Annotated in this window: 27 protein-coding genes and 1 pseudogene; 14 read left to right on the forward strand and 14 right to left on the reverse strand. The window is 71.9% G+C overall.

The annotated features are described in order from the left end of the window. Positions 1–71 precede the first annotated feature (71 nt). The gene (argH, locus tag E5083_RS26000; protein WP_135788117.1) at positions 72–1508 is read right to left on the reverse strand and encodes an argininosuccinate lyase; all 1437 of its coding nucleotides are present in this window, start codon (positions 1506–1508) and stop codon (positions 72–74) included. 86 nt (positions 1509–1594) lie between these two features. Further along, complete coding sequence (locus tag E5083_RS26005; protein WP_208754156.1) at positions 1595–2788, reverse strand: argininosuccinate synthase; 1194 nt, start codon at positions 2786–2788, stop codon at positions 1595–1597. A gap of 91 nt (positions 2789–2879) precedes the next feature. On the opposite strand from E5083_RS26005, the gene E5083_RS26010 reads away from it, so the two are divergent. The 5 genes and pseudogenes from E5083_RS26010 to E5083_RS26030 all read left to right on the forward strand — a co-directional run bounded on the left by E5083_RS26010 (position 2880) and on the right by E5083_RS26030 (position 6807). Then, on the forward strand, positions 2880–3467 hold the full coding sequence (locus tag E5083_RS26010) for a pyridoxamine 5'-phosphate oxidase family protein (RefSeq protein ID WP_135788119.1): 588 nt from the start codon (positions 2880–2882) through the stop codon (positions 3465–3467). Positions 3468–3509: 42 nt separating this feature from the next. Further along, positions 3510–3755 (forward strand): annotated as a pseudogene (locus tag E5083_RS26015) (hypothetical protein); the annotation flags it as partial. A gap of 88 nt (positions 3756–3843) precedes the next feature. Further along, positions 3844–5226 (forward strand): ferredoxin reductase family protein, encoded by a 1383-nt coding sequence (locus tag E5083_RS26020; protein ID WP_167513639.1) that lies wholly within the window; start codon positions 3844–3846, stop codon positions 5224–5226. Between the two features lie 17 nt (positions 5227–5243). Next, a complete protein-coding gene (locus tag E5083_RS26025) occupies positions 5244–6011 on the forward strand; it encodes an FMN-binding protein (protein WP_208754157.1) in 768 nt (255 codons plus the stop codon). A gap of 55 nt (positions 6012–6066) precedes the next feature. Continuing rightward, the gene (locus E5083_RS26030; RefSeq protein ID WP_425276755.1) at positions 6067–6807 is read left to right on the forward strand and encodes an FAD:protein FMN transferase; all 741 of its coding nucleotides are present in this window, start codon (positions 6067–6069) and stop codon (positions 6805–6807) included. Between the two features lie 3 nt (positions 6808–6810). Here E5083_RS26030 and E5083_RS26035 read toward each other — a convergent pair whose 3' ends face one another. From E5083_RS26035 to E5083_RS26060, 6 genes are read right to left on the reverse strand one after another with little or no spacing between them, the layout of a single operon-like run. Continuing rightward, a complete protein-coding gene (locus tag E5083_RS26035) occupies positions 6811–7353 on the reverse strand; it encodes an arginine repressor (protein ID WP_030812919.1) in 543 nt (180 codons plus the stop codon). A gap of 7 nt (positions 7354–7360) precedes the next feature. Further along, positions 7361–8557 (reverse strand): acetylornithine transaminase, encoded by a 1197-nt coding sequence (locus E5083_RS26040; protein ID WP_135788120.1) that lies wholly within the window; start codon positions 8555–8557, stop codon positions 7361–7363. Beyond that, positions 8554–9468 (reverse strand): acetylglutamate kinase, encoded by a 915-nt coding sequence (gene argB / locus E5083_RS26045; RefSeq protein WP_135788121.1) that lies wholly within the window; start codon positions 9466–9468, stop codon positions 8554–8556. The genes E5083_RS26040 and argB overlap by 4 nt, the downstream gene beginning before the upstream one ends. Next, positions 9465–10616, reverse strand: a complete 1152-nt coding sequence (argJ, locus tag E5083_RS26050; RefSeq protein ID WP_135788122.1) for a bifunctional glutamate N-acetyltransferase/amino-acid acetyltransferase ArgJ — start codon at positions 10614–10616, stop codon at positions 9465–9467. The genes argB and argJ overlap by 4 nt, the downstream gene beginning before the upstream one ends. Then, positions 10613–11641 (reverse strand): N-acetyl-gamma-glutamyl-phosphate reductase, encoded by a 1029-nt coding sequence (gene argC / locus E5083_RS26055; protein WP_135788123.1) that lies wholly within the window; start codon positions 11639–11641, stop codon positions 10613–10615. The genes argJ and argC overlap by 4 nt, the downstream gene beginning before the upstream one ends. 52 nt (positions 11642–11693) lie before the next feature. After that, complete coding sequence (locus tag E5083_RS26060) at positions 11694–12884, reverse strand: epoxide hydrolase family protein (RefSeq protein ID WP_135788124.1); 1191 nt, start codon at positions 12882–12884, stop codon at positions 11694–11696. An 81-nt stretch (positions 12885–12965) separates the two neighbouring features. On the opposite strand from E5083_RS26060, the gene E5083_RS26065 reads away from it, so the two are divergent. Next, positions 12966–13541, forward strand: a complete 576-nt coding sequence (locus tag E5083_RS26065) for a CGNR zinc finger domain-containing protein (protein WP_135788125.1) — start codon at positions 12966–12968, stop codon at positions 13539–13541. Here E5083_RS26065 and E5083_RS26070 read toward each other — a convergent pair. Together E5083_RS26070 and E5083_RS26075 are read right to left on the reverse strand one after the other, a co-directional pair. Continuing rightward, positions 13528–14577 (reverse strand): hypothetical protein, encoded by a 1050-nt coding sequence (locus E5083_RS26070; protein ID WP_135788126.1) that lies wholly within the window; start codon positions 14575–14577, stop codon positions 13528–13530. The two genes, E5083_RS26065 and E5083_RS26070, sit on opposite strands and share 14 nt — an antisense overlap. A 113-nt stretch (positions 14578–14690) precedes the next feature. After that, complete coding sequence (locus E5083_RS26075) at positions 14691–15656, reverse strand: helix-turn-helix transcriptional regulator (protein ID WP_135788127.1); 966 nt, start codon at positions 15654–15656, stop codon at positions 14691–14693. Positions 15657–15721: 65 nt separating this feature from the next. Between E5083_RS26075 and E5083_RS26080 the strand changes: the two genes are divergently transcribed. The 3 genes from E5083_RS26080 to E5083_RS26095 all read left to right on the forward strand — a co-directional run bounded on the left by E5083_RS26080 (position 15722) and on the right by E5083_RS26095 (position 17679). Further along, on the forward strand, positions 15722–16192 hold the full coding sequence (locus E5083_RS26080; RefSeq protein WP_135788128.1) for a hypothetical protein: 471 nt from the start codon (positions 15722–15724) through the stop codon (positions 16190–16192). A 184-nt stretch (positions 16193–16376) separates the two neighbouring features. Then, positions 16377–16910 carry a hypothetical protein gene (locus tag E5083_RS26090; protein WP_135788129.1) on the forward strand — a complete coding sequence of 178 codons (534 nt, stop codon included), beginning with the start codon at positions 16377–16379 and terminating at the stop codon, positions 16908–16910. A gap of 28 nt (positions 16911–16938) precedes the next feature. Continuing rightward, complete coding sequence (locus E5083_RS26095; protein WP_135788130.1) at positions 16939–17679, forward strand: VOC family protein; 741 nt, start codon at positions 16939–16941, stop codon at positions 17677–17679. 4 nt (positions 17680–17683) lie between these two features. Here E5083_RS26095 and hchA read toward each other — a convergent pair whose 3' ends face one another. Further along, complete coding sequence (gene hchA, locus E5083_RS26100; RefSeq protein ID WP_135788131.1) at positions 17684–18556, reverse strand: glyoxalase III HchA; 873 nt, start codon at positions 18554–18556, stop codon at positions 17684–17686. A 129-nt stretch (positions 18557–18685) separates the two neighbouring features. On the opposite strand from hchA, the gene E5083_RS26105 reads away from it, so the two are divergent. After that, complete coding sequence (locus E5083_RS26105; RefSeq protein WP_135788132.1) at positions 18686–20563, forward strand: GMC family oxidoreductase; 1878 nt, start codon at positions 18686–18688, stop codon at positions 20561–20563. On the opposite strand, the gene rox is transcribed toward E5083_RS26105, so the two are convergent. Next, positions 20514–21992 (reverse strand): rifampin monooxygenase, encoded by a 1479-nt coding sequence (gene rox, locus E5083_RS26110; protein ID WP_135788133.1) that lies wholly within the window; start codon positions 21990–21992, stop codon positions 20514–20516. The genes E5083_RS26105 and rox overlap by 50 nt on opposite strands. 291 nt (positions 21993–22283) lie before the next feature. Between rox and E5083_RS26115 the strand changes: the two genes are divergently transcribed. Genes E5083_RS26115 through E5083_RS26125 form a run of 3 tightly spaced genes read left to right on the forward strand, consistent with a single transcriptional unit; the run spans position 22284 to position 23853 of the window. Continuing rightward, entirely contained in the window at positions 22284–23153 is an 870-nt protein-coding gene (locus E5083_RS26115; protein WP_135788134.1) for an AraC family transcriptional regulator, read from the forward strand. A gap of 23 nt (positions 23154–23176) precedes the next feature. Then, a complete protein-coding gene (locus tag E5083_RS26120) occupies positions 23177–23410 on the forward strand; it encodes a hypothetical protein (RefSeq protein WP_135788135.1) in 234 nt (77 codons plus the stop codon). After that, on the forward strand, positions 23407–23853 hold the full coding sequence (locus tag E5083_RS26125; protein ID WP_135788136.1) for a DUF6314 family protein: 447 nt from the start codon (positions 23407–23409) through the stop codon (positions 23851–23853). The genes E5083_RS26120 and E5083_RS26125 overlap by 4 nt, the downstream gene beginning before the upstream one ends. Here E5083_RS26125 and E5083_RS26130 read toward each other — a convergent pair. Further along, positions 23835–24428 carry a histidine phosphatase family protein gene (locus tag E5083_RS26130; protein WP_135788137.1) on the reverse strand — a complete coding sequence of 198 codons (594 nt, stop codon included), beginning with the start codon at positions 24426–24428 and terminating at the stop codon, positions 23835–23837. The two genes, E5083_RS26125 and E5083_RS26130, sit on opposite strands and share 19 nt — an antisense overlap. Positions 24429–24552: 124 nt before the next feature. Beyond that, the gene (locus tag E5083_RS26135; protein ID WP_208754158.1) at positions 24553–25986 is read right to left on the reverse strand and encodes an aminotransferase-like domain-containing protein; all 1434 of its coding nucleotides are present in this window, start codon (positions 25984–25986) and stop codon (positions 24553–24555) included. Here E5083_RS26135 and E5083_RS26140 point away from each other — a divergent pair. Continuing rightward, positions 25985–26896, forward strand: coding sequence for a DMT family transporter (locus E5083_RS26140; protein WP_135788138.1), 912 nt, complete (start codon positions 25985–25987; stop codon positions 26894–26896). The two genes, E5083_RS26135 and E5083_RS26140, sit on opposite strands and share 2 nt — an antisense overlap. The last annotated feature ends 15 nt before the right edge of the window (positions 26897–26911 follow it).

Here is a 26911-nt window from a genome sequence, read left to right on the forward strand (position 1 = left end):
TCCAAGGGGGCGCGCGACCAACGTAACGGGCTGCCGGTGCGTTGTGGCTGGTCGCGCAGTTCCCCGCGCCCCTAGGTTGCGCTGCTCTTGGCCTTTGCCCATTCGTGCTGGTTGGCCACGTCCTGCTTTACCTCCGCCAGTTGCAGCGCCACCGCGCTCGGCGCAGTACCGCCCCTCCCATTGCGGGACGCCAGCGCGCCCTTGACGTTCAGTACCGTGCGGACCTCCGGGGTGAGGTGGGGGGAGATCTTGGCGAACTGGTCGTCGGTGAGGGCGTCGAGTTCCTTGCCGTCCGCCTCCGCGACCTTGACGCACTCCCCCGCGACCTCGTGGGCTACGCGGAACGGGACGCCCTGGCGGACCAGCCACTCGGCGATGTCGGTGGCGAGGGAGAAGCCGGCCGGGGCCAGTTCCTCCATGCGGTCGCGGTGGACGGTGAGGGTGGCGATCATGCCGGTGAAGGCGGGGAGCAGTACCTCGAGCTGGTCGCAGGAGTCGAAGACGGGCTCCTTGTCCTCCTGGAGGTCGCGGTTGTACGCGAGCGGCAGCGCCTTCAGCGTGGCCAGCAGGCCCGTGAGGTTGCCGATCAGCCGGCCGGACTTGCCGCGCGCCAGCTCCGCGATGTCCGGGTTCTTCTTCTGCGGCATGATCGAGGAACCGGTGGAGAACGCGTCGTGCAGGGTGACGAAGGAGAACTCCTTCGTGTTCCAGATGATGATCTCCTCCGCGATCCGCGAGAGGTCGATGCCGATCATCGCGGTGATGAAGGCGAACTCCGCCGCGAAGTCCCGCGAGGCCGTGCCGTCGATGGAGTTGCCCGCGCTCCCCCGCTCGAAGCCGAGGTCACGCGCGACCGCCTCGGGGTCGAGCCCGAGGGAGGAACCGGCGAGCGCCCCGGAGCCGTACGGGGAGACGGCCGTGCGCTCGTCCCACTGGCGCAGCCGCTCGGCGTCCCGGCCGAGGGACTGGACGTGGGCCAGCACATGGTGGGCGAAGAGCACCGGCTGGGCGTGCTGGAGGTGGGTGCGGCCGGGCATGGCCACGTCCGGGTGGGCCTCGGCGAGGCCGACCAGGGCGTCCTGGAGGTCCGCGATCAGACCGCCGATGATCCGGGCGTGGTCGCGCAGGTACATCCGGAAGAGCGTGGCGACCTGGTCGTTGCGCGACCGGCCCGCGCGGAGCTTGCCGCCTAGGTCGGGGCCGAGCCGCTCCAGCAGACCGCGCTCCAGGGCGGTGTGCACGTCCTCGTCGGCGATCGTGCCGGTGAACTCCCCGGAGGCCACGTCGGCTTCGAGCTGGTCGAGCCCCGCGAGCATCCGGGTCAGCTCGTCCTGGTCGAGCAGGCCCGCCGTGTGCAGCACGCACGCGTGGGCGCGGGACCCGGCGATGTCGTAGGGGGCGAGCCGCCAGTCGAAGTGGACGGACGCGGACAGCTTTGCCAGGGCCTCGGCGGGACCGTCGGCGAAACGGCCGCCCCAGAGCCGTACGTCACCGCTGTTGCTGCTCACTGCGTTGCTCCTCGAGCTCGTGGTGTGCCGCCGCCTCCCCACCCTGGCAGGCGGGGAGGCGGTCGGCCTGCTGCTGACGACGGTGCTTAAGCGAGGTCTCGCTTGGCCGCGATCTTCGACGACAGGCTGTAGATGTCGATGAAGCCCTTGGCCGCGGCCTGGTCGAAGCTGTCGCCGGTGTCATAGGTGGCGAGGTTGAAGTCGTACAGCGACGACTGGGACCGGCGGCCGGTGACGACGGCGCGGCCGCCGTGCAGGGTCATCCGGACGTCGCCGGAGACGTGCTCGTTGGCCTCGGCGATGAAGCCGTCCAGCGCCCGCTTCAGCGGGGAGAACCACTGGCCGTCGTAGACCAGTTCGCCCCAGCGCTGCTCCACCTGCCGCTTGTAGCGGGCGAGTTCGCGCTCGACGGTGACGTTCTCCAGCTCCTGGTGGGCGGTGATCAGGGCGATGGCGCCCGGAGCCTCGTACACCTCGCGGGACTTGATGCCGACGAGGCGGTCCTCGACCATGTCGATCCGGCCGATGCCCTGGGCGCCCGCGCGCTCGTTGAGCTGCTGGATGGCCTGGAGGACGGTGACCGGGCGGCCGTCGAGGGCGACGGGCACGCCGCGCTCGAAGGTGACGACGACCTCGTCGGCCTCGCGGGCCTCGGCCGGGTTCGAGGTGTACTCGTAGATGTCCTCGATCGGGGCGTTCCAGATGTCCTCCAGGAAGCCCGTCTCGACGGCGCGTCCGAAGACGTTCTGGTCGATGGAGTACGGGGACTTCTTGGTGGTCGCGATCGGGAGGTTCTTCGCCTCGCAGAAGGCGATCGCCTTGTCACGGGTCATCGCGTAGTCGCGGACCGGGGCGATGCACTTCAGGTCCGGGGCGAGGGCGACGATGCCGGCCTCGAAGCGGACCTGGTCGTTGCCCTTGCCGGTGCAGCCGTGGGCGACCGTGGTGGCGCCGTGCTTCTGCGCGGCGGCGACGAGGTGCTTGACGATCGTCGGCCGGGAGAGGGCCGAGACCAGCGGGTAGCGGTCCATGTACAGGGCGTTCGCCTTGATCGCCGGGAGGCAGTACTCCTCGGCGAACTCGTCCTTGGCGTCGGCCACTTCGGCCTCGACGGCACCGCACGCGAGGGCGCGCTTGCGGATGACGTCCAGGTCCTCGCCGCCCTGGCCGACGTCCACCGCAACGGCGATGACCTCGGCGCCCGTCTCCTCGGCGATCCAGCCGATGGCGACGGAGGTGTCCAGTCCGCCTGAGTAGGCGAGTACGACGCGCTCGGTCACGGGTTCTCTCCTCACGTGCATTCGCTGATATGCATGAGTATGCAGAACTCCGCATGATTCGTCAATCGCGGAGGTGGGGTAGGCAGCGGGCATGGGAAAGACATATGAGCGCATCGACGGCAGGCTCCGGAGATTCATCGAGGAGCAGCCCCTCTTCTTCACCGCGACCGCGCCTCTGTCCGGCGACGGCACGGTGAACCTCTCCCCCAAGGGCCTCAAGGGCTCGTTCGTCGTGCTGGACGAGCTGACGGTGGCGTACCTCGACTTCGCGGGCTCCAACGCGGAGACCGTGGCCCACCTGCGGGAGAACGGCCGGATCACCCTGATGTGGTGCGCCTTCCAGGGCCCGCCGAACATCGTGCGCGTCCACGGGCGGGGCGAGCCGGTCTTCCGCGACGACCCGCGCTTCGCCGAGCTGCTGGCCGCCTTCCCCGGCATCGACCCGGCCCCGCACGGCCTGCGGGCGATCATCGTCGTCCATGCCGAGCTGGTGCGGGACTCCTGCGGGTACGCCGTGCCCCGCATGGCCTACGAGGAGGACCGCGATTCGCACCGGCGGCGTTTCGTACGCGAGGACGACGCCTCCCTCAGCGCCTACTTCACCAGTAAGGAGCACATCGCGACGAGCATCGACGGCCTCCCCGGCCTGCCACTGCCCCTGCCGCCCTCTACGGTCTGAGCCATGCGCCGCCGCCTGGCGCGGCACGGGCGGTGGACGGCGGCCGGGACACGCGTCAAGTACCGCCCGGTGGCCGAGAGTTCCTGGTGGTGCCAGGACAACGACTCCCGCGCCTACAACCGCTGGGCCGACCCCCTCCCCGCCGACTGCCGCGCCTCGGAGTCCGAGCACCTGGTCCCGTACAGCACCCATGCCATGACCGAGATCCTCCGCTGGACCGACCCGTCCAGGCATCCGCACATCGCCATCGGAACCGGGGGCGGGGCCACCGCGCTGGCCCGCTACTGACCCCCGCCAGGTCACCCGCCGGGACGCTGAACACTCCGCCCGCACCGCACGTATGTGTGGGCCAAGGGTCAAGTCCCCCGGAGGAACCGTGACCACCACGCTCGCAGGCGGACGTGCCGCCCGCCGCCAGACGATGCGCCGCATCCGCCCGCGCCGCTCGCCGGCCGTCATCCTGCTGCTCGCGGTCTGGGCGGGTGCCGCGGCCGTGTTGTGGCTCTGGTGGCACAACACGCCGTCCATCGCGGACGACAACGGCAGGATTCTGAACGCGGGCCGGATCACCGGACTGCTCGCCGGCTATCTGATGGCCCTGGTCGTGCTCCAGATGGCGCGCGTACCGGCGCTGGAGCGGCGGGTCGGCTCGGACCGGGTGGCCCGCTGGCACGCGATGAGCGGCCGGTACACGCTGAGCCTGGTCCTGGCGCACGTCTTCCTGATCATGTGGGGGTACGCCCTCCAGGCGGGCAAGTCGCTCGGCGACATCGTCCAGCAGACCGTCGATTCGGTGAACCAGCTCCCCGACATGGGCAAGGCGGCCATCGGCACCGGCCTGTTCGTGGTGATCGGGCTCACCTCCATCGGCCCGGTCCGGCGCAGGCTGCCGTACGACACCTGGTACCACGTGCATCTGCTGACGTACGCGGCGGTGTTCCTGACCTTCTGGCACCAGATCACCACCGGCAACGACTTCGCGGTCGAGCCGATGGCGAAGACCTTCTGGTACGTGCTGTACGGCGTGGTGACCGCGCTGGTGCTCTGGTACCGCGTCATCGTGCCGGTCCGGCTGAACCTGCGGCACCGGATGCGGGTGGAGGCGGTGATCGAGGAGTCGCCGGGCATCGTGTCGGTGCTGATCTCCGGGCGGAAGCTGCACCGGATGGGCGCGGAGGCGGGCCAGTTCTTCCGCTGGCGGTTCCTGGCGCCGGGGATGCGGTTCAGCTCGCACCCGTACTCGCTGTCGGCGGCGCCCCGGCCGGGCATGCTGCGGATCACCGTGAAGGCGATCGGCGACCACAGCGCGCGGCTGCGCGAGCTGACGCCGGGCACGCGGGTGTGGGCGGAGGGCCCGTACGGGGCGCTCACCGCGCAGCGCCGCAGCCGGGGCAAGGTGCTGCTGGTGGCGGGCGGGGTCGGGATCACGCCGATGCGCGCGCTGTTCGAGACCCTGCCGGGCGCCTCCGGCGACATCACCCTGCTGTACCGGGCGAACACCACGCAGGACCTCGCCCTGTGGGACGAGCTGGCCGCGATCGCCGACGAGCGGGGCGCCCGGCTGATGTACGCGGTGAACAGCCCGGAGGGCGAGCGGCCGGACATCTCGGCGGAGAACCTCCGGCGCAAGATGCCCGACATCGACCGCCACGACGTCTTCATGTGCGGGCCGCCCGGCTTCGCGCAGTCGGTGTACGAGGCACTGCGCGGCGCGGGGGTCCCCGCCCGGCGCATCCATCACGAGTCGTTCGAGATGTGAGCGGAGCTCCAGAAGCCATGAGGAAGAGCCACCCCATCCGCCGCGTGATGCTGGCCACCGCCGCCACCGTGTCCGGTGTCGTGCTGCTGCTGTCGCTGAAGCCCGCCTCCGACCCGGCGTCGGCCTCGGCGGCGGCCCCGCCGGCGTCGGCGGCCGCGCAGGAGTCCCCGCAGGGCGGGTCCGGCGGGGGCGCCCAGGCGTCCGACCAGGCCGGCACGGTCACCGGGGACGCGGCGCAGACGCCGTACGGTGCCGTGCGGGTCCGGCTGACGGTCAGCGGCGGGAAGATCACCAAGGCGGAGGCCGTCGAGGCGCCGAAGGGCCCGACGAGCGACGAGAAGACCGCGCTCGCGGTGCCCCGGCTGAACCAGGCGGTCCTCGCGACGCAGAACGCGGACATCGACTCGGTGTCGGGGGCGACGTACACCAGCACCGGGTACAAGAAGTCGCTCCAGTCGGCGCTGGACAAGGTCAAGAAGGCGCCCACGGGCGGGAGTTCAGGGGCCGCGCAGGTCCGTACGGTCACCGGCAGCGCGGAGCAGACGCCGTACGGCGCCGTCCAGGTGCGGGTGACGCTCAGCGGGAAGAAGATCACCAAGGCGGAGGCGGTCCAGGCGCCCAAGGGCGGCGAGAGCGACGAGAAGACCGCGCTGGCGGTGCCCCGGCTGAACCAGGCGGCGGTCGCGGCGGGCAGCGCGGAGATCGACTCGGTGTCCGGGGCGACCTACACCAGCACCGGGTACAAGAAGTCGCTCCAGTCCGCGCTGGACCAGGCCGGTGGCTGAGACGGTGGCCGAGCGGGCGGGGACACCGCATGTGCTGCGGCACGCGGAGGAGGTCATGGGCACCGTCTTCTCCTTCGACGTGCGCGGCGGCGACCCCGGCGAGGTGCGCGCCGCGCTGGGGACGGCGGTCGCGGGGCTGCACCGGGTCGACGCGGTGTTCAGCACCTACCGCGAGGACAGCGAGGTGTCCCGGCTGGCCCGCGAGGAGCTGACGCCGGAGCAGTGCACCCCCGAGGTGCGCGAGGTGCTGGCGCTGGCGGCCGAGGCGGAGCGGGTGAGCGACGGCTGGTTCAGCACCCGGTACCGGGGGACCCTCGACCCGACCGGCATCGTCAAGGGCTGGTCCGCCGAGCGGGCCGCGCGCACCCTGGCCGCCGTCAGCGGGGTGTGCGGGGTCAGCGTGAACGGCGGGGGTGACGTCCAGATGGTGGGCGCGCCCGAGCCGCACCGGGCCTGGCGGGTGGGCGTGGCCGATCCGCTCCGGCCGGGCGGGCTGGCGGCGGTGGTGTCGGCGGCCGGTGCGGACGAGCTGGCGGTGGCGACCTCGGGCACGGCCGAGCGGGGCGCGCACATCGTGGACCCGCGCACCGGCCGTTCCGCGGTGACCGACCTGGTCGCCGTGACGGTGGTGACCCCCCGGCTGACCTGGGCGGACTGCTGGGCCACCGCCGCCTTCGCGATGGGCTCCCGCGCGGGCCTGGCCTGGCTGGAGTCCCTCCCGGACGTGGAGGGCCTGCTGATCACCGCGGGTGACGAGGTCCGCTGCACGGGGGGCCTGGCCACCCGGCTGGGCTGAGCGTCACGGCGCGTTCTGCGCCAGCCGCAGCAGATGGTCCGCGAGGGCCTGCCCGCCGGTGGCGTCCCGGCTGATCAGCATGAGGGTGTCGTCGCCCGCGATGGTGCCGAGGACGTCGTGGAGTTCGGCCTGGTCGATGGCCGAGGCGAGGAACTGGGCGGCGCCGGGCGGGGTGCGCAGCACGACGAGGTTGGCGGACGCCTCGGCGGAGATCAGCAGCTCCTGGGAGAGCCGCCGCATCCGCTCCTCCTTGGCGGAGCCGCCCAGCGGGGCGCGCGGGGTGCGGAAGCCGCCCTCGCTGGGCACCGCGTAGATCAGGTCGCCGTCGGTGTTGCGGATCTTGACCGCGTTCAGCTCGTCCAGGTCGCGGGAGAGCGTCGCCTGGGTGACGCTCAGCCCGTCGTCGGCGAGCAGCTTGGCGAGCTGGCTCTGCGAGCGCACCGGCTGCCGGTTGAGGATGTCCACGATCCGGCGGTGTCGGGCCGTCCGGGTCTGCGGTACGGCGGGTCCGCCCGCCGCCTGATCGTGGTCCTGCGCCTGGCTCATCGTCGTCTCATTCTCGGGGTCGTCCGTCCTCGGTGCTCTGGTCGAGGATGCCGGGCAGCGCCTGGAGGAAGGCGTCCACCTCGTCGTCGCGGAGGTTCAGCGGGGGCATGAGCCGTACGACGTCGGGGGCGGGCGCGTTCACCAGGAACCCGGCCTCCTGGGCCGCCGTCTGCGCCTCGCCGGCGTGCGGCCCGGTGAGCACGATACCCAGCAGCAGGCCCGCACCCCGGACATGGTCGACCAGCGGGTGGTCCAGCGCCTCGATCCCGGCGCGCAGGGCCTCGCTCTGCCGCTTGGTGTTGGCGAGCAGGTCCTCGTCCTCGATGGTGTCCAGGACGGCGAGTCCGGCGGCGCAGGCGACCGGGTTGCCGCCGAAGGTGGTGCCGTGCTGGCCGGGCCGGAGCAGGTCGGCGGCGCGGCCGAAGGCGAGGGTGGCGCCGAGCGGCAGTCCGCCGCCGAGCCCCTTGGCGAGGGTGACGATGTCGGGCAGTACGCCCTCGTGGGCCTGGTAGGCGAACCAGTCGCCGGTGCGGCCGACGCCGGTCTGCACCTCGTCCAGCACGAGCAGCGCGCCCGTCGCGGCCGTGATGGCGCGGGCGGCCTTGAGGTAGCCGGGCGGCGGCACCACGACCCCGTTCTCGCCCTGGATGGGCTCGATGATCACCATGGCGGTGTCCGGGGTGACGGCGGCGGCGAGCGCTTGCGGGTCGCCGTACGGCACGTGCGTGACGTCGCCGGGCAGCGGGCGGAACGGCTCCTGCTTGGCGGGCTGGCCGGTGAGGGCGAGGGCACCCATGGTGCGGCCGTGGAAGCCGCCGTCGGTCGCCACCATGTGGGTGCGCCCGGTGAGCCGGCCGATCTTCAGCGCGCCCTCGTTGGCCTCGGCGCCGGAGTTGCAGAAGAACACCTTGCCGTCCCGGCCGAACAGCCGGAGCAGGCGCTCGGCGAGGGCGACGGGCGGCTCGGCGACGAACAGGTTGGAGACATGGCCGAGGGTGCCGATCTGCTCGCTCACCGCGCGGACGACCGCCGGGTGCGCGTGCCCGAGGGCGTTGACCGCGATACCGCCGACGAAGTCCAGGTACCGCTTGCCGTCGGCGTCCCAGACGGCGGTGCCCTCACCTCGTACGAGAGGGAGGCGCGGGGTGCCGTAGTTGTTCATGAGCGCGCCCTGCCAGCGCGCGGTCAGTTCCTCGTTGCTCATGACTCCCCCGGTGTGTCCGGCTCGTCGGGCACGACCATGGTGCCGATGCCCTCGTCGGTGAAGATCTCCAGCAGGATCGAGTGCTGGACGCGGCCGTCGATGACACGGGCGGTGCGCACGCCGTTGCGTACGGCGTGCAGGCAGCCCTCCATCTTGGGCACCATGCCCGAGGAGAGTTCGGGCAGCAGTTTCTCCAGCTCGGTGGCGGTGAGGCGGCTGATCACCTCGTCGGAGTGCGGCCAGTCCTCGTAGAGGCCCTCGACGTCGGTGAGGACCATGAGGGTTTCGGCGCCCAGCGCAGCAGCGAGTGCCGCAGCCGCCGTATCAGCATTGACGTTGTAGACATGTCCGTCGTCCTGGGAGCGGGCGATCGAGGAGACGACCGGGATGCGGCCGTCGGCGAGCAGGGTCTCGATGGCGCCGGTGTCGATCTCGGTGATCTCGCCGACGCGTCCGATGTCGACGAGTTCGCCGTCGACCCTGGGCCGGTGCCGGGTCGCGGTGATGGTGTGGGCGTCCTCGCCGGTGAGGCCGACGGCGAGCGGTCCGTGCTGGTTGAGCAGGCCGACCAGCTCGCGCTGCACCTGCCCGGCGAGCACCATCCGTACGACGTCCATGGCGTCCTCGGTGGTGACGCGCAGGCCGGCCTTGAACTCGCTGACGATGCCGTGCCGGTCGAGCGCGGCGCTGATCTGGGGGCCGCCGCCGTGCACGACGACAGGGCGCAGGCCGGCGTGGCGCAGGAAGACGACGTCCTGGGCGAACGCGGCCTTCAGGCTCTCGTCCACCATGGCGTTGCCGCCGAACTTGATGACGACGGTGCGGCCGTGGTGCCGGGTGAGCCAGGGCAGCGCCTCGACGAGGGTCTGCGCCTTGGGCAGGGCGGTGTGCTTCCGCGTGGGGGTGCTCATGAGCTGTACGCGCTGTTCTCGTGGACGTAGTCCGCGGTCAGGTCGTTGGTCCAGATGGTGGCGGTCTCGGTGCCTGCGGCGAGGTCGGCGACGATGTGCACCTCGCGGTAGCGCATGTCGACCAGGTCGCGGTCCTCGCCGACCGAGCCGTCCTTGCAGACCCAGACGCCGTTGATGGCGACGTTGAGCCGGTCGGGCTCGAAGGCGGCCTTCGTGGTGCCGATGGCGGAGAGCACGCGGCCCCAGTTGGGGTCCTCGCCGTGCAGGGCGCACTTGAGGAGGTTGTTGCGGGCGATGGAGCGGCCGACCTCGACGGCGTCCTCCTCGGTTGCCGCGTTGATCACCTCGACCTTGATGTCCTTGCTGGCGCCCTCGGCGTCCCCGATGAGCTGGCGGCCGAGGTCGGCGCAGACCTCGCGGACGGCGTCGGCGAAGTCGTCGTAGCCGGGGGTGATGCCGGAGGCGCCGGAGGAGAGCAGCAGGACGGTGTCGTTGGTGGACATGCAGCCGTCGGAGTCGACCCGGTCGAAGGTGACCTTGGTGGCGTCGCGCAGCGCCTTGTCCAGCTCGGCGTCGGTGAGATCGGCGTCGGTGGTGAGGACGACCAGCATGGTGGCGAGGCCGGGGGCGAGCATGCCGGCGCCCTTGGCCATACCGCCCACGGTCCAGCCGTCGCGAGTGACCACGGCGGTCTTGTGGTGGGTGTCGGTGGTCTTGATGGCGAGGGCTGCCTTCTCGCCGCCGTGCTCGCTCAGGGCGGCCGCGGCCTTCTCGACGCCGGGGAGCAGCTTGTCCATGGGCAGGGTCACGCCGATGAGGCCGGTGGAGCAGACGGCGACCTCGATGGGGGCGCGGTCGATAACCTCGGCCACCTTCTCGGCGGTGGCGTGGGTGTCCTGGAAGCCCTGGGGGCCGGTGCAGGCGTTGGCGCCGCCGGAGTTGAGGACGACCGCGCTGATCTGGCCGCCCTTGAGGACCTGCTCGGACCACAGCACCGGGGCGGCCTTGACGCGGTTGGCGGTGAAGACGCCGGCGGCGGCACGTCGGGGGCCGGTGTTGACCACGAGGGCCAGGTCGGGGTTGCCGTTCTGCTTGATCCCGGCGGCGATGCCCGCCGCGGTGAATCCCTTGGCCGCTGTGACGCTCAAGGTGCGACTCCGATCGTGGAAAGCCCGGTGGTCTCGTCGAGCCCGAGGGCGATGTTCATGCTCTGTACGGCACCGCCCGCGGTGCCCTTGGTCAGGTTGTCGATGGCGCTGATCACGATGACGCGGTGGGTCTCGGCGTCCAGGGCGACCTGCACCTGGACGGCGTTGGAGCCGGTCACGGCGCCGGTGGCCGGCCACTGCCCCTCGGGGAGCAGCCGCAGATACGGCTCGTCGGCGTACGCCTTCTCGTAGACCGCGCGGAGGGTCTCCGCGGTGACCCCGGCGCGCGCCTTGGCGCTGCACGTGGCGAGGATGCCGCGGGGCATGGGCGCGAGGGTCGGGGTGAAGGAGACGCTCACCCGTTCCCCGGCGGCCGCGCTGAGGTTCTGGATCATCTCGGGGGTGTGCCGGTGTCCGCCGCCGACGCCGTACGGGGTCATGGACCCCATCACCTCGCTGCCGAGCAGATGCGCCTTGGGCGCCTTGCCGGCCCCGGAGGTGCCGGAGGCGGCGACGATCACGGCCTCGGGCTCGGTGATCCCGGCGTCGTAGGCGGGGAAGAGGGCGAGGGAGACGGCGGTGGGGTAGCAGCCGGGTACGGCGATGCGCTTGACGCCCTCCAACGCGGCGCGTGCGCCGGGGAGTTCGGGCAGGCCGTAGGGCCAGGTACCGGCGTGCGGGGAGCCGTAGAAGCGCTCCCAGTCGGCGGGGTTCGTGAGCCGGAAGTCGGCGCCCAGGTCGATCACGAGCACGTCGGGGCCGAGCTGCTCGGCGACGGCGGCGGACTGCCCGTGGGGCAGCGCCAGGAAGACCACGTCGTGCCCGGCGAGCGCCTCGGCGGTCGTCTCCGCCAGCACCCGGTCGGCCAGCGGTGCGAGCTGCGGCTGCAGCTCCCCGAGCCGCCGCCCGGCACTGGAGTGCCCGGTGAGCGTCCCGACCTCGACCCCGGCATGCCCGAGCAGCAGCCGCAGCAACTCCCCACCGGCATACCCACTGGCCCCGGCCACCGCCACACGCACCACCATGCCAACCTCCTTCAACTGGCATGACTATACGTAGTGCCGCAGGTTTATGCAATCAGGTGCACGAAGGAAGGGCTCCGTGAGCGGCCAGTACGGCCGCGAGGCCCTCCTGCAGGTCCTTGACGAAATACTCCGGGACTTCCAGCGACGGGAAGTGGCCCCCCGCTTCGGGTGACCTCCAGCGGACGATGCGGCGGTACCGCTCCTGCGCCCAGGGGCGTGGGGTCTTCTCGATGTCGCGGGGGTACATGGTGATCGCCGACGGGACGTCGACCCGGAGGTCGGGGTCGAGCGAGTTGTGGCTCTCGTAGTAGATGCGGGCCGCCGACGCGCCGGTGCGCGTCAGCCAGTACAGGGTGACGTCGTCCAGGACGCGGTCGCGGGAGATCGTCTCGAACGGGCTGTCCTCGGTGTCCGACCACTCGGCGAACTTGTCCAGAATCCACGCGAGCAGCCCGACCGGTGAGTCGACGAGCGAGTAGCCGATGGTCTGCGGCCGGGTCGCCTGCTGCTTCGCGTACGCCGCGCGGTGGTGCCAGAAGTCGTGGGTCTCCTCGGTCCACCGGCGCTCGGCCTCCGTCAGGCCGTCCGTGCTCAGTCCGGGCGGCGCCTCCGCGAAGGTGCTGTGGACGCCGAGAACGTGCGCCGGGAACCTGCCGCCGAGGACCGTGGTGATGTTGCCTCCCCAGTCGCCGCCGTGGGCCAGGAACCTGTCGTAGCCGAGCCGTCCCATCAGTTCGACCCACGCGGCCGCGATCTTCTCGGTTCCCCAGCCGGTGGTGGCCGGCTTGTCGCTGTAGCCGAAGCCCGGCAGCGACGGGACCACCACGTGGAACGCCGGCGCGTCCGCGTCCTTCGGGTCCGCCAACTCCTCCGCCACGTCGGTGAATTCGGCGATGCTGCCCGGCCAGCCGTGCGTCAGGATCAGCGGAGTGGCATCCGGGCGCGCGGAGCGGCGGTGCAGGAAGTGGATGCCCAGACCGTCGATGGTCGTGCGGAACTGGCCGATCCGGTCGAGGCGCTTCTCGAAGGACCGCCAGTCGTACTCGGTGCGCCAGTAGTGCACGAGATCGGCGAGGTCGGCGAGAGGAACGCCCTGGTCCCACCGGCGAGAACCGGGCGGGGCGCCATGGACCGTCTCGGCCTCCGGCAGTCGCGCCGCGGCCAGTCGCGCGCGCAGATCGTCGAGTTCGGCGTCGCTCGCGTGGGCTTCAAATGCTTGTACGTCGCTCGTCGGACGGGGCATGAGACCTCCTGGTTCACGGAACCGGCCAAGACGGTTCTAACAGCTCTCCGAGCCCCGCCGCAACCGGCTAAGGTGGTTCTCATGCGTACCGGCTTCCCTGAATTCCGCCTCGGTTCGGTGCTCGCGACCAGCTTCACGGGGACCCTGTCGGAGCGGCACGGCGACGCAGTGGAGCGCATCCCCACCCCGCAGCGGCTCGTCGACTGGCTGGCCGTGTACGGGCTCGCCGTGGACTCCTGCACCGCCGCACAGCTCGATCTCGCGCGGGAACTGAGGGAGTCGATCCACGCCGCCGCGACGGCGGCCGCGCTCGAGGAGGCTCTTCCCGCGCCTGCCGTCCACGTCATCAACAGCCGCAGTGCTCAGGGTCGGGCCGCTGCCGCCCTGACGCCCGAGGGCAAGCGGCAATGGCGGCTCAGCCCGGCTTCCGCCGTAGAAGACGCCCTCGGGGTCATCGCCGCCGACGCGATCAGCGTCATCTCGGGCGCACGGGACGGCAAGCTGGCCCTGTGCGCCTCACCGACCTGCCGAGCCGCCTTCTTCGACACCAGCCGCAGCCGCACCCGCAGATGGTGCGACATGAACACGTGCGGCAACCGCGAGAAGAAGGCACGCTTCCATGCCAACCAGCGCACGACACCCCCTAGGACCGCGTAGCCCTCCCGCACTCGTTCTGCGAGGAGCCGTCCCGGCCGAACGGCGAGTCGCGGTCGTACGGGTCGACCTCCCTGCCGGACTCGTCCGACTGGCGGCCCGGGCCGAAGGGCGGGACGAGGTAGCCCGTGGGGGTGCCGCAGCCGCCGTTGGTCGTGGCGTACTTGTACGAGGTGATCGAGAACGTGCCCGGCTCGGTGCTGACCTTTTCGGGGTCGTCCCAGCTCAGGACCAGTTCGCGGCGGACGATCGTGCGCAGGATCTCGTCGTCGCCGCCCGTGCGGGCGACCGGGTAGACGAAGGTGACGTCGGCGGTCACCTTCAGCGCACCGCGCTCGCCCTCCTCGTACGTCAGCGCGCCGCGTGTCTTCACGACATCGCCGACCAGGTGGGCGCGGGAGGGCTGGAAGCGGCTGAAGAGGAGGAGGGGGTCGTTCTTCTCGCCCGGGGTGCGGAAGGCGGTCTTCAGGAGGTGCTGTACGTCCTTCTGGTGCGGGTTGATCAGCGCGATCGCCTTTTCGGGGCGCTCGCCCCGCAGCACCCCCCGGTCCAGGCTGGACGCGACGAGGAAGTCCCGGCTGCGCGCGAGGGCCCGCTCGACCTCGGCCGCGCTCATCCAGCCGACCGCCCTGGCCTCCTTCGGCAGGGTGATCCCCGCCGCGCCGCTCGCCCAGGTCGCCGCCGGGGAACCACGGAACGGGTCCTGAGCGGTGGGGCGTTGGGCATCCGAACGCGACGCGTCGGAACCGGTGACGAGGTCCACCACCCGTCCGGGGGCGAGCGCCACGAAGAGCAGGGCCGGCACGGCCAGCAGTCCGACCACGTACCAGCCGACGCGCCGCCTGGGCCGGGCGGGCGGGGGGCTGCGCCAGCCGTCCGGGCCCCGGTCGGGCTCCGTGCGCAGCCGTCTCGCCACTTCGCGGGCCCGCGCCGACGGCTCCTTGGGCGCGTCGGCGGTACCCGCCACCGACTCCCGCAGAAACCGCTCCCACTCCTCGTCGGACCTGGACGACCCGTCCGGCTCCGTACCCGCGCCCATCCCGCACCCCCTGCTGATCAGTGAACGCGCCCCACTCCCCTGGGACGCGTCCGCATAATGACACAGAGTGCCGACAGGGGGGCCGACCCAACTGGCCGGATCAAGCGCTCACTTCACGCGTACAGCGCCGCCATCGCTCGCGTCGACGCCGCGATGCGCTCCCGGAGTTCGGCCGGGGCGAGCACCTCCACCTCCGGGCCCAGGCGCAGGAGTTCCGACTCGGCGTGGGTGAGGCTCTCGACGGGGACAGTGGCGTGGCGATGGCCGTCGGGGCCCGGTTCCGCGCGGCTCACGGCGTCGAGGACGGCCTGCGGCGCGAAGTCGCGCAGGCGGTCGAGGCCGGCTTGGGAGATACGGATCTCCGCCTCCCCTTGCCACAGCCGGTCCTGGAGGGACGCCGAGTGGGCCTGCCAGTGGCGGGCCAGGTCGAACCCGGCCGGGGGGTCGAAGGGCTCGTCCAGGGGGTCGAGGACGAGGATCTGCCCGATCCGGTACGTGCGCAGCTCGCTGTCGGTACGGGCGACGACGTACCAGCGCCCCGCTTTGAGCACGATCCCGCACGGCTCCAGCCGCCGTTCCACCACCTGGGGGTCGTACCAGCGGCGGTAGCGGACCCGGACGGCCCGGCGTTCCCACACCGCGGCCGCGACCGCCGGGAGGTGCGGCACCTCGTCGGCCTCCCGGTACCAGCCCGGTGCGTCGAGGTGGAAGCACTCGCGGATACGGCGGCCCTGCTCCCGCAGCCCGGCGGGCAGCGCCGCCTCCAGTTTCAGCTCGGCGGCCGCCAGTACGGGGCCCAGCCCCAGCTCGGCGGCCGGTCCGGGGAGGCCGGCCAGGAACAGGGTCTGCGCCTCGTCGGCCGTCAGCCCGGTCAGCCGCGTGCGGTAACCGTCCAGAAGGGAGTAGCCGCCCGCGTGGCCCGCCTCGCCGTACAGCGGGATGCCCGCCGCGCTGAGCGCCTGCACGTCCCGGTACACCGTGCGTACGGACACCTCCAGCTCCGCCGCCAGCTCGTCGGCGGTCATCCGGCCGCGGTTCTGGAGCAGGAGGAGCAGCGAGAGGAGTCGGCCGGCGCGCATGGCCGCGAATCTACGTCCTCTTCCCTGACACAGGATGTCAGGGGACCGGTCCTAGCGTCTGCCGCATGACGGACAACGACTTCACGTTCTTCACCGGCACCTACGACGTCGCCAACCGCCGGCGCAAGGACTTCCTGGACCCCACCGACGGCGACGACCGCTGGGAGGAGTTCCCCGGCGTCACCCGCGCCTCCGTCCACTTCGACGGCGCCGCCAGCTTCGACGAGATCGAGTTCCCGACGATGGGCTTCTCCGGACTGACCCTGCGGCTGTACGACCCGAAGACCGCCGAGTGGTCCCTCTATTGGGCCAGCAACCGCACCGGCACCCTCTTCCCGCCCGTCACCGGCAGCTTCGGCCCGGACGGCACCGGCGTCTTCCACGGCGACGACGAGCACGCCGGCCACAAGATCCGCGCCCGCTTTATCTGGTCCGCCATCACCACGGACCACGCCCACTGGGAACAGGCGTTCTCCCTCGACGAAGGCCGAACCTGGATCACCAACTGGCACATGGCCTTCACCCGCCGCACGTAACGGCCCCCGGCTACGGCAGACGCCGCTGCCCAAGCGCAGCGGCGACCGATGTCCCCCCGCGCCGCGCGTACGCCACCCGCTCCCGCACCTCCCGCAGCGTCCGCGGCCGCTCCCCCGGCCCACCACAGCAACCTGAAGCAACCCGGCCAGCTTCGGCGTGGGCGCCGGCCCTAGGCTCGGCCTCATGCGCGATGACCAGCAGATACTCGATCTGCTCCGCTCCCTGGACCGCCTCCCGGGCCCGGACCATACCGAGTTCCCCGACGGGTTCGACTACCAGGAGGCCGAGGCGCGGGCGGCGGCGCTGAGCGAGCGGCTGTCAGACGAGTTCGCGGGACCTTGCTCCCTCGACGTGACGCAGGACGCCAGCTACTACTTCATGGTGAGTGTGCCTGCCGCCCTCACCGAGGCGGGTGTCTCTCTCGGCATCCGACTCAGCAACTACGGGCGGCTCGCCGCGGTGACCACGCCCTTGCCCGACAGCCACGCCGACTTGGACGACGCCGTCGCGGACGGGGCGTTGTCGGCGGTGGACCGTCGGCGGGTCGAGACCGCGCTGGCGGAACTGGGGTGCCGGATCGTGCCCCTGCGGCTGCTGCACCTGCGCTACGACGGGGTGACCTGGCTCGCTGACGACGTGCCCGGTGCGTCCGTACTGAGCTACGGACCGTACGCGGGCGAAGCGACCTGGTGGACCAGGTTCTTCGAGCACCTGTGATCGAGGACCCGTGCATAGGATCGCCGCCATGGGACTGCGACCTGTGCACGTCAATATCAAGGCCGTTGATGCCGCGGCGGTCGGGCGGTTCTGGGCGGAGGCGTTGGGGTGGGTTGCCTACAGTCCCGGAGTGACGACTTACGTGGGGCCTGCCGGGGGGCTGGTGTGGCCGGACCCCGTGGTGGTCGGGGTGGATGTCGTGCCGGTGCCAGGGGGTAAGGCGGCGGTGAAGAATCGTACGCATCTTGATCTCGCCACCACCTCCCTGGATCACCAGGCGGAGTTGGTCGCGCGGTTGAAGGGGCGCGGGGCGAGGGCGGTCGACATCGGGCAGGGGGATGTGCCGTGGGTGGTGCTCGCTGATCCCGAGGGGAACGAGTTCTGTGTGCTGGAGCCTCGGGAGCGGTACCGGGACACCGGGCCGATCGCGGCGGTGGTCGTGGACTGTGCGGAGCCGTTGGCGATGGCCCGGTTCTGGGGTGAGGCGCTGGGGTGGACCGTGCACCGGGCGACCGAGGATCTCGTGTTGCTACGGGCGGCCAACGGCACCGGTCCGTATATGGAGTTGTTCCGCTCGTCCGCAGTGGACACGGCGCCCGGCCGTGTCCACCTCGACCTGCTCCCCGACCCCGGCGGCGACCAGGCGGCGGAGGTCGCCCGGCTGAAGGCCCTCGGTGCCGTCGATCTCGACCTCGGGCAGGGTGACGTCCCGTGGGCCTGCCTCACCGACCCCGAGGGTCACGAGTTCTGCGTACTCGCGGTGCCCTGAGGAGTCAGTCCTTCGCCGCCTCGACCAGCACGTCCGCCGACAGCAGCCCCAGCGCGTTGGAGGCGAGCGGGCTGTCGCCGGTGAGGAGTTTGCGGTCCTGGTGGGTCTGGCCGGTGATCTCGGAGTTGAGGACCTCCACGCCCTGTTTCTCCAGCAGATCCGCGACCAGCCAGCGCAGCCGGCCGGGGAGATAGCCCATCTCCAGGTTGGCGCCGGTGTCGAGGGCGTCGGGGAAGACGCACAGGGAGTAGCCGTCGAAGGGCGACTTGTCCTTGCCCCGCGCGGCGGCGAGCAGCGCGGCCGGACCGTGGCAGAGGGTGATGACGTACTTGTCGTTGGCGAGCGCCCAGTCCAGCGTCTCGGTCACGTCCTCACTCTCCGCGAGCCCGATCACCGCACCGTGCCCGCCCGGGATGAAGACCGCGATGTAGTCCGACTCGGGCCCGAGCCTGTCCGCGACCACCTCCGAGAGCTTCAGCGGCTCCTTCAGCTTGGGTTTGAGCGCCTCGTACGTCTCCATGACGGCCTTGTCCTCCTCCGGCATGGCCCACAGCTCCAGCTTCACGGGGTTGCCGCTGAGGGTGGCCACGTCGACGTCGAAGCCGGCCTCCATCATGTGGTGCAGCGGGAGCAGCATCTCGACGGGATGGTTGCCGGTGGAGAAGAACTTGCCGTCCTCAGTCAGCAGATACCGCTCGTCGGTGCCGATCATCAGCACCTTCCACCGCCCGCCGGTGTAGGCACCCTTGTGCTGGACCCCGTCGAAATCGGTCTTGGGAGACGTGTACTTGCTCAGCGAGTACGGGGACGGGAAGAACGCGTTGTCCTCGGCCGGGTCCGGAGCCGGGTCCTTGCTCAGGTCGGTCGCGTCCGACATGGGAAACCTCCTTCTGGCAGGGGATACGTCCTCTTCTCCAACGTAGACACCGCGCCGGTCACCCGCATGATGTGCGAGCCTCGCCCCAGGGGTGCAGAGTGGCCGGGGGGAGCGCGTGGAGGAGACGGGATGCCTCAGCAGCCACCGGAGACCGCTCAGGAATTCGACTTCGTCGTCGTCGGCTCGGGCGCCGGCGGCGGCCCCCTGGCCGCGAACCTCGCCCTCGCCGGGCACCGGGTCCTGGTGCTGGAGGCGGGCGACGAACACGACTGCCCGTACTACTCGATCCCGATCATGCAGGGCTTCGCCAGCGAGGACCCCGACATGGCGTGGAGCTTCTTCGTACGCCACTGGGACGACCCGGCGACCCAGCGCGAGGACCGCAAGTTCACCGGCGCCGAGGACGGCGTGCTGTACCCGCGCGGCAGCTCGCTCGGCGGCAGTACGACGGTCAACGCGCTGATCATGCTGTTCCCGCAGGGCCAGGAGTGGCAGCGGCTGGTCGAGCTGACCGGTGACTCCGGGTGGAGCGAGGAGGCGATGCGGGAACGCTTCCGGCGCCTGGAGAACTGGCAGGGCCAGGACGCCGAGCCGCTCCCCGGCGACACCCCGGCCGAGCGGAACGCCAAGTCCCGGCACGGCACGGAGGGTTGGCTCGGTACGACCCGCGCAGCGCCCTCCCTCGCGCCCCGCGAACCCCGCTTCCTCGACATCATCGGCGCCGTCGAACGCACCGCCCGCGACCGCTTCGGCATCCCCGACGACGTGCCCCTCCCCCGCGACCCCAACGCGGCCGACACCCCGCCGGACTTCCAGGGCATGGGCTTCATCCCGGTCTCGGTCGACGGCGGCACCCGCAACGGCACCCGCGAGCGGCTGCTCGACGTCCGCCACCGGGTGGGGGACCTGCTGACGATCAGGACCAACACCCTGGTGACACGCGTGCTGTTCGACGGCGACCGCGCGGTGGGCGTCGCGTACCGCGAGCAACACCGCGCGTACGGCGCCTCGTCGGACCGTACGTGCCGGCTGCGGCCGGACGCGGCGGACCGGGACGAGGACGCGGTGACCGAGGGGACGGCGTACGCGCGCAACGAGGTCATCCTGGCCGGGGGCACCTACAACACCCCGCAGTTGCTCATGCTGTCCGGCATCGGACCGCGCGAGGAACTGGAGCGGCTCGGCATCCCCGTACGTGTCGACGCGCCCGGTGTGGGGCGCAATCTGCACGACCGGTACGAGGCGTCGGTGGTGGCCGAACTCGACCAGGACTACCCGCTGTTCGAGGGCTCGTCGCTGGATGTGCCGTTGCCCGGCGAGAAACAGGACGAGTTGATCGGCGAGTGGTACGCCGACCGGGGCGGACCCTACGGCACCAATGGCCAACTCGCCGCCCTCATCGGCAAGTCGAGCGTCTCCGACGGGGACTCCGACCTCATGCTGCTGGCGATGCCGCTCGACTTCCACGGCTACTACCCGGGTTACGCCGAGGACGGCACCCATGGCCGGAACCGGCTGGGCGTGGTCGTGCTCAAGGGGCACACCAAGAACCGGGGCGGGTCGGTGAGTCTGCGCTCGACCGACCCCACCGAGCCGCCCGAGATCCGGTTCCACTACTTCTCCGAGGGCACGCCGGGCTGGGAGGAGGATCTGGAGGGCCTGGTGGACGGGTTGCGGATCGCCCGCGAGGTGATCGGCAACGCCTCGGAGGCGGGCGTGAAGGGCGAGTTGGTGCCGGGGCCCGAGGTGCGGACCGACGACCAGCTCAAGGAGTGGGCGCGGACCCAGTCCTGGGGCCATCACGCGTGCGGCACCGCCAGGATCGGCACACAGGACGATCAACTGGCGGTGCTGGACGGTGACTTCAGGGTGCGCGGGGTGGAGGGGCTGCGGGTGGTGGACGCGTCGGTGTTCCCCGACATCCCCGGTCTGTTCATCGCCTCCGCGGTCTATCTGGTCAGCGAGAAGGCGAGTGAGACGCTGCTGGCGGAGTATCCGGCGCCGTGACCTCTGTCTCGCCGAACCACTGGGGCAGGTGGGCGAGCAGCTCCTCCTGGCTCTCCCCCGCCCAGGCGACATGGCCGTCCGGGCGCAACAGCACTGCGGGTACGTCGAGTTCGTCGCTGACGTCGACGAGGTGGTCCACGCGGTCCTCCCAGCCCTCGACCGAGAGGCGTCCGGTCTGGTCGAGGAGCAGGCCGCGGGCGGTGCGGGTGTGCTCGTAGAGGCGTCCCTGCTTGAGCTTGACGTCCCGCAGCCGTCGGCCGACGAGTTCGTGGCCGTCGCCCAGGTCGTAGCGGATGTCGACGGCGGTGATCATGCCGGTGATGTGGCGGTTGGCCTCCTCGAAGTCCATGAGTTTCGCGAAGAGTTCGCGCAGTGCGGTGGCTCCGGGGTCGGTGCCGAGGAGGGTCATCGCGGCGCGGGTGGTCTCCAGGACGCGGGCGCCGACCGGGTGGCGTTCGGCGTGGTAGGTGTCGAGCAGGCCGTCCGGGGCCCGGCCGTGCACCTCGGCGGCCAGCTTCCAGCCGAGGTTGAAGGCGTCCTGGACGCCGAGGTTGAGTCCCTGGCCGCCGGCCGGCGGGTGGATGTGGGCCGCGTCACCGGCCAGCAGGACCCGGCCGACGCGGTAGCGCTCGGCCTGCCGGGTGGCGTCGCCGAAGCGGGACAGCCAGCGGGGTGAGTGCACGCCGAAGTCGGTGCCGGCGACCGCCCGTAGCTGCTGCTGGAACTCGGCGAGGGTGGGGGCGGCGCGGTCCTCGGAGACGCCGTCGGCGGGGACGATGACGCGGTACACCCCCTGCTGGCCGTCCACGTCGGGCGAGAGGCCGAAGCGCAACTGCGTCTTGCGGACCTCCTCCACGACCGAGGCGATGGTCGCCGGGTCCTCGGTGGCCTCCATGTCGCCGAGCAGCGTCTCGACCGAGGCGGGCTCGCCGGGGAAGCCGACGCCGAGCAGTTTGCGCACGGTGCTGCGGCCGCCGTCGCAGCCGACGGCGTAGCGGGCGCGGAGGTCGGTGCCGTCGGCCAGGGTCACGGTCACCCCGTCGGCGTCCTGGCTCAGCGCGACCACCTCCTGGCCGCGCCGGATCTCGGCGCCGAGTTCGCGGGCCCAGTCGCCGAGGAGGCGCTCGGTGACCGCCTGCGGGGTGGCGAGGCCGTACGGGTGGGCCGTGTCCAGCCGGTCCGGCCACGGCTTGACGATGCCGCCGAACAGACCGCCGACCTGGAACTTCTCGCTCTCCACGAGGAACCTGTCCAGCAGGCCCCGCTGGTCCATCACCTCGACGCTGCGCGCGTGCAGGCCGCGTCCGCGGGACTGACGGCTCGGCTCGGCCAGCCGCTCCAGCACGACGACTTCCACCCCGGCCAGCCGCAGCTCTCCGGCCAGCATCAGCCCGGTCGGCCCGCCGCCGACCACGATCACATCGAACATCAACCCGCCCCATCAACGAAGTTACCCACCGGCCGACAGACAGGGGCAAACTCCACGAGCACACCATTTCCCGCACTCCCGACCACGGCCGCCCATTCTGCGACACCGACGGGGCCTTGCCGCAAGGCCCCCTGTGCGCTATATCTTGAAAGTGGCAGGAGGCGTCGAACCTCTTGCCTTCGTTGTTTTCCGGGCTCCGACCACCACCCGACAGAATCGGGCACACATTGTCGGGTCCCGGGTCCCTCCGCCCGCCTAGCGTTCCCGGTGTCAGAAGGAAGGGGACGGGGCGTGCTTGAGCGGCTCAATCAGGCCATGGAGCGGATCGAGCTGGGGCTCGGTGAGGGTGTCGACGCGGAGGAGTTGGCGCGGGTCGCCGGGACCTCGGTGTATCACCTGCGGCGGATGTTCTCCGCGCTGGCCGGGATGCCGTTGTCGGAGTATGTGCGGCGCAGGCGGCTGACGCTCGCGGCGGCCGAGGTGGTCGCGGGGCGGGCGACGCTGCTCGACATCGCGGTGCGTCACGGGTACGGGTCGGGCGAGGCGTTCGCCAGGGCGTTCCGCGCGATGCACGGCGTCGGTCCGAGCGAGGCCCGCCGGGCCGGTGTCACGCTCAGCTCACAGCCCCGGATGTCCTTCCGCCTCGTCGTCGAAGGGAACAGTGACATGCGACACCGGATCGAGCGGAAGCAGGCGTTCGGCGTGGTCGGATACAAGGCCCGGGTGCCTCTGGTGCACGCGGGACCGAACCAGGCGATCATGGACTTCGTCCGGGGGATCGGCCGGGAGGATCTGGAGCGGCTGGCGAAGCTGTCGGACCAGGAACCGGAGGGGATCGTCGCGGTCTGCGACGACCTGGACCCGAGCCGGGCCGAGGGCACGGAACTCGACTACTGGCACGGCGTGGTCACCTCGTCCCCCGCCCCGGAGGGCCTGGCCACGCTGCCCGTCCCGGCCGGCACCTGGGCGGTGTTCACGGTCTCCGGGCCGATGCCGCTCGCGGTCCAGACGCTGTGGCGGGACGTGTTCACGCAGTGGTTCCCGTCGAACCCGTACGTGAGCCGCCCCGGCCCGGAGATCCTGCGCGTACGGCCGACCGGGGACGGGAGCGAGGCGGACGCGGAGCTGTGGTTGCCCGTGGAGGGGGCCGTGGACCGCTGAGGGGTGGGTCGTAAGCTCGGGGTATGGGTGTGTGGGTGCCGTACCTGATGCTGGGCGGTGGGCTGGCGGTGGTGCTGGGGGCGCTGACCTGGCTGGCTCGCTACGTGCGGCGGCGGGGTGGCGCCGGGGGTGTGCTGGCCGCGTACGAGGAGGCGTTCCGGGCGACGAGCCATGCCGCGCACCAGGAGATCCGGGCGGAGGCCGAGCGGAAGACGCCTGCGGACTCGCCCGACGGGCCCTTCAGGAGGACACGGTGACCGGCGGCGAGTGGTGGCCGGTGGCCGACACGCTCGGGTTCCTCGCCGGGCGGTGGCGGGTCACCCGTACCGTGCGGGACCTCGCGGGCGCGGAGGAAGGGTACTTCGCCGGGCACACCGACTTCGGCTCCCTGGACGACGGGCTGCTGCACGAGGAGGCCGGGGAGTTCACCTGGCAGGGGGTGACCCGGCCCGCGACGCGCACCCTGCGGTTCCTGGCGGGCGCCGAGCCGGGCACGGCGGACGTGCGGTTCGCGGACGGGCGCCCCTTCCACGACCTGGACCTGCGCAGCGGACGGCACATCGCCGGACACCCCTGCGCGGCCGACTTCTACCGGGGCGAGTTCACCGTCACCGACGCCGACCACTGGCGTTCGGTGTGGCGGGTCGGCGGCCCGAAGAAGGACCTCGTGCTCACCACGGACTACGTGCGCGAGGGCTGAGGCGACACCGCGTCCAGCCGCAGGGTCCAGCGGCCCGCGCGCCCGGCGACGGTGATGGTGGAGAGGGGGCGTACGTCGATGCTCCAGAAGGCGGACGGCGGCGCCTGGAGGGCGTAGACCAGGGCCGCGCGGATCACGGCCGGTTCCGCCACGGCGACGATGCGGGCGTGGTCGTCGCCGGGCCGGGTGTCGAGCCAGCCGCCCACCCGTGAGATGAAGGCGAGCATCGACTCGCCGCCGTGTGGGCTGGCCCTCGGGTCGGCGAGCCAGGCGTCCACCGCCTGCGGCTCGCGGGCCATCGCCTCGGCCAGGGTCAGCCCCCGCCAGCGTCCCATGTCACAGTCACGCAGGGCGAGTTGGGAGAGCGGGGCGTACCCGAGCGCGTCGCCGGTGGCGCGGCTGCGCGGGGTCGGGGAGCAGTAGCGCAACTCGGCGGCCGCGAGCGGCAGCAGATACCCGACGACGCGCTGCACCTCGTCCCAGCCCGCCTGGCCCAGCGGCCGGTCGTCCTGGAACCGCTCCGCGTGCGACGGGGAACCGTGCGCTGCGGCCACGAACGTCACCCGAAGTGGCATGCGGTGATGGTGATCCCCGGACGGGGGCCGGTCAAGAGCCCTCACCCCGGCCGCTGTGAGCGTGACCGGAAAACACCACCTCCAGTGTCTCAACGCCCCTGATTACGCTGCGACTTGAGTGGCTTCACCGCACTTCGTCCCACGCCGACCGCAGCCGCCGCACCCCCTCCGCGATCTCCCCCGTACTCGCCACGGCCGCGAAGCTCAACCGGATGTGCGCCGCCGGGGGTTCGGCGCTGAAGTAGGGCCGGCCGGGGGTGAGGGAGACACCCGCGCGCAACGCGGCGACGGTCAGCGCGGACTCCGTGACCCCCTCGGGCAGCCGGAGCCAGAGGTGATAGCCGCCGAACGGGATGTGCGGCAGGGCGAGTTCGGGGAGATGCACACCCAGCGCCCCGGTCATCACCTCCCTCCGTACCGCCAACTCCGAGGAAAGCGACCGCAGATGGCGCGGCCACGCCGGTGAGCCGACGAGTTCGAGTGCCGCCTCCTGCAGCGGCCGGGGCACGAAGAAGCTGTCCACGACCTGGATGGCGCGCAGGCGTTCCAGCACCGGCCCGCGCGCGGCGAGGGCGGCCACCCGGAAGCTGGGCGAGGTCGCCTTGGTGAGCGAGCCGACGTGCACCACGACACCGTCCGGGTCGTCCGCCACCAGCGGCCGGGGCAGTCCGGGCGCGTCGGCGTGCGCGAGCCGGCGTACGAAGTCGTCCTCGATGACGAAGGCGCCCGAGGCGCGGGCGATACGCAGCACCTCGGCGCGCCGGCCGGGGGCGAGCACGGCGCCGGTCGGGTTCTGGAACAGGGGCTGGCAGACGAACACGCGGGCGCCGGTCGCACGGAAGGCGTCGGCCAGCAGGTCGGGGCGTACGCCGTCGGGGTCGACCGGCACCGGTACGGGCCGCAGGCCGGCCGCGCGGGCGAGGTCCAGCATGCCGGGGTAGGTGGGCGACTCGACCAGGACGGGCGCGCCGGGCGGTGCGAGCGCACGCAGCGCGGTGGCCAGCGCGGACTGGCCGCCGGCCGCGACGAGCACCTCGGCCGCGGTGACGGACCCGCCGATGCCGCGCGCGAACCACTCCCGCAGCTCGGGCAGCCCCTCCAGCGGCGGCCGCCCCCACGCGCCGGGCCGCCGTCCGGCGCGGGCGAGCGCGGCGGCCATGGCCTGCTCGGGCTGGAGGGAGGGGTGCGGGTAGCCGCCGCTCAGCTCCAGCACACCGGGCGGCGGCGCGGGCAGCGACACCATCACCCCGGAGGCGTCCACGGTGCGGGGTACGACGTCCCCGGCCGCGTCGGCGCTCAGCGCGACCTCCTGCCAGGAGGTGTCCCCGGCGGGCGGGGTCGCGGCGCGCGGCCCGGCCCGGAAGGCGCCCGCACCGGGCCGGGTGACGACCAGCCCCTCGGCGGCGAGCCGGCCCAGCGCCCGCGAGACGGTCACGGGGCTGACCCGGAACCGCTCGACCAGTGCCCGGCTGGACGGGAGCTTTCCACCAGGTGAGTAGCGGTCCAGCTCCCTGCGCAACTGTTCCGCCAGCTCCCGCACACTGCTACGCTCGTTCATGAGAGCACAGAGTAGCGCTACCGATACGACCTCGATAGCAGTCACCGCGCCCCGCGAGCCCCTGCTCCTGGGCACCGGCCAGGCGGCCCTCGGTGTCGTCGCCTTCTCCCTCACCTTCCCGGCGACCGCCTGGGGCCTGGAGAGCTTCGGGCCCTGGTCGCTCGTGGCGGTCCGGGGCGTCCTCGCGGCACTGGTCGCGGGCGCCTGTCTGCTGCTCCTGCGGGTGCCGCTGCCCGAGGCCCGCCATCTGCCGGGGCTCGCCATGGTCGGGATCGGCACGGTGCTCGGCTTCCCGCTGCTGACCACGCTCGCGCTCCAGACCTCGACCACCGCGCACGCGGCCGTCGTCGTGGGCCTGCTCCCCCTGACCACCGCCGCGGTGTCGGCCCTGCGCACCGGCGTACGCCCCTCTCCCCGCTTCTGGACGGCGGCCCTGGCCGGCGCGGCGGCCGTGGTCGCCTTCACGGTCACCCAGAGCGGCTCCGCCCTGACCAGGGCGGACGTCTATCTCTTCGGCGCCCTGCTGGTGTGCGCGGCCGGATACACCGAGGGCGGGCGGCTGGCCCGGGTGATGCCGGGCTGGCAGGTCATCGGCTGGGCGCTGGTGCTGTGCCTGCCGCTGAGCGCGCTCGGCACCGCGCTGGCGCTCGGCCACGAGCCGGTACGGCTCACCGCGCACGGGATCGCCGGGGTGCTGTGGGTCGCGGTGGGCTCGCAGTTCCTCGGGCTGTTGCTCTGGTACCGGGGCATGGCGGCCGTCGGCATCCCGCGTGCCAGCCAGTTGCAGTTGGCTCAGCCCCTGCTCACACTGGTGTGGTCGGCACTGCTACTGGGCGAGCACGTCCCCGCGGCGGCACCGCTGACCGCGGTCGCCGTGCTCGTGTGCATCGCCGTCACCCAACGGTCGTGACCGTGAGGAGGGCCT

This window comes from Streptomyces bauhiniae, assembly GCF_004784475.1.
In the GTDB taxonomy this organism is placed as follows: Bacteria; Actinomycetota; Actinomycetes; order Streptomycetales; family Streptomycetaceae; genus Streptomyces; species Streptomyces seoulensis.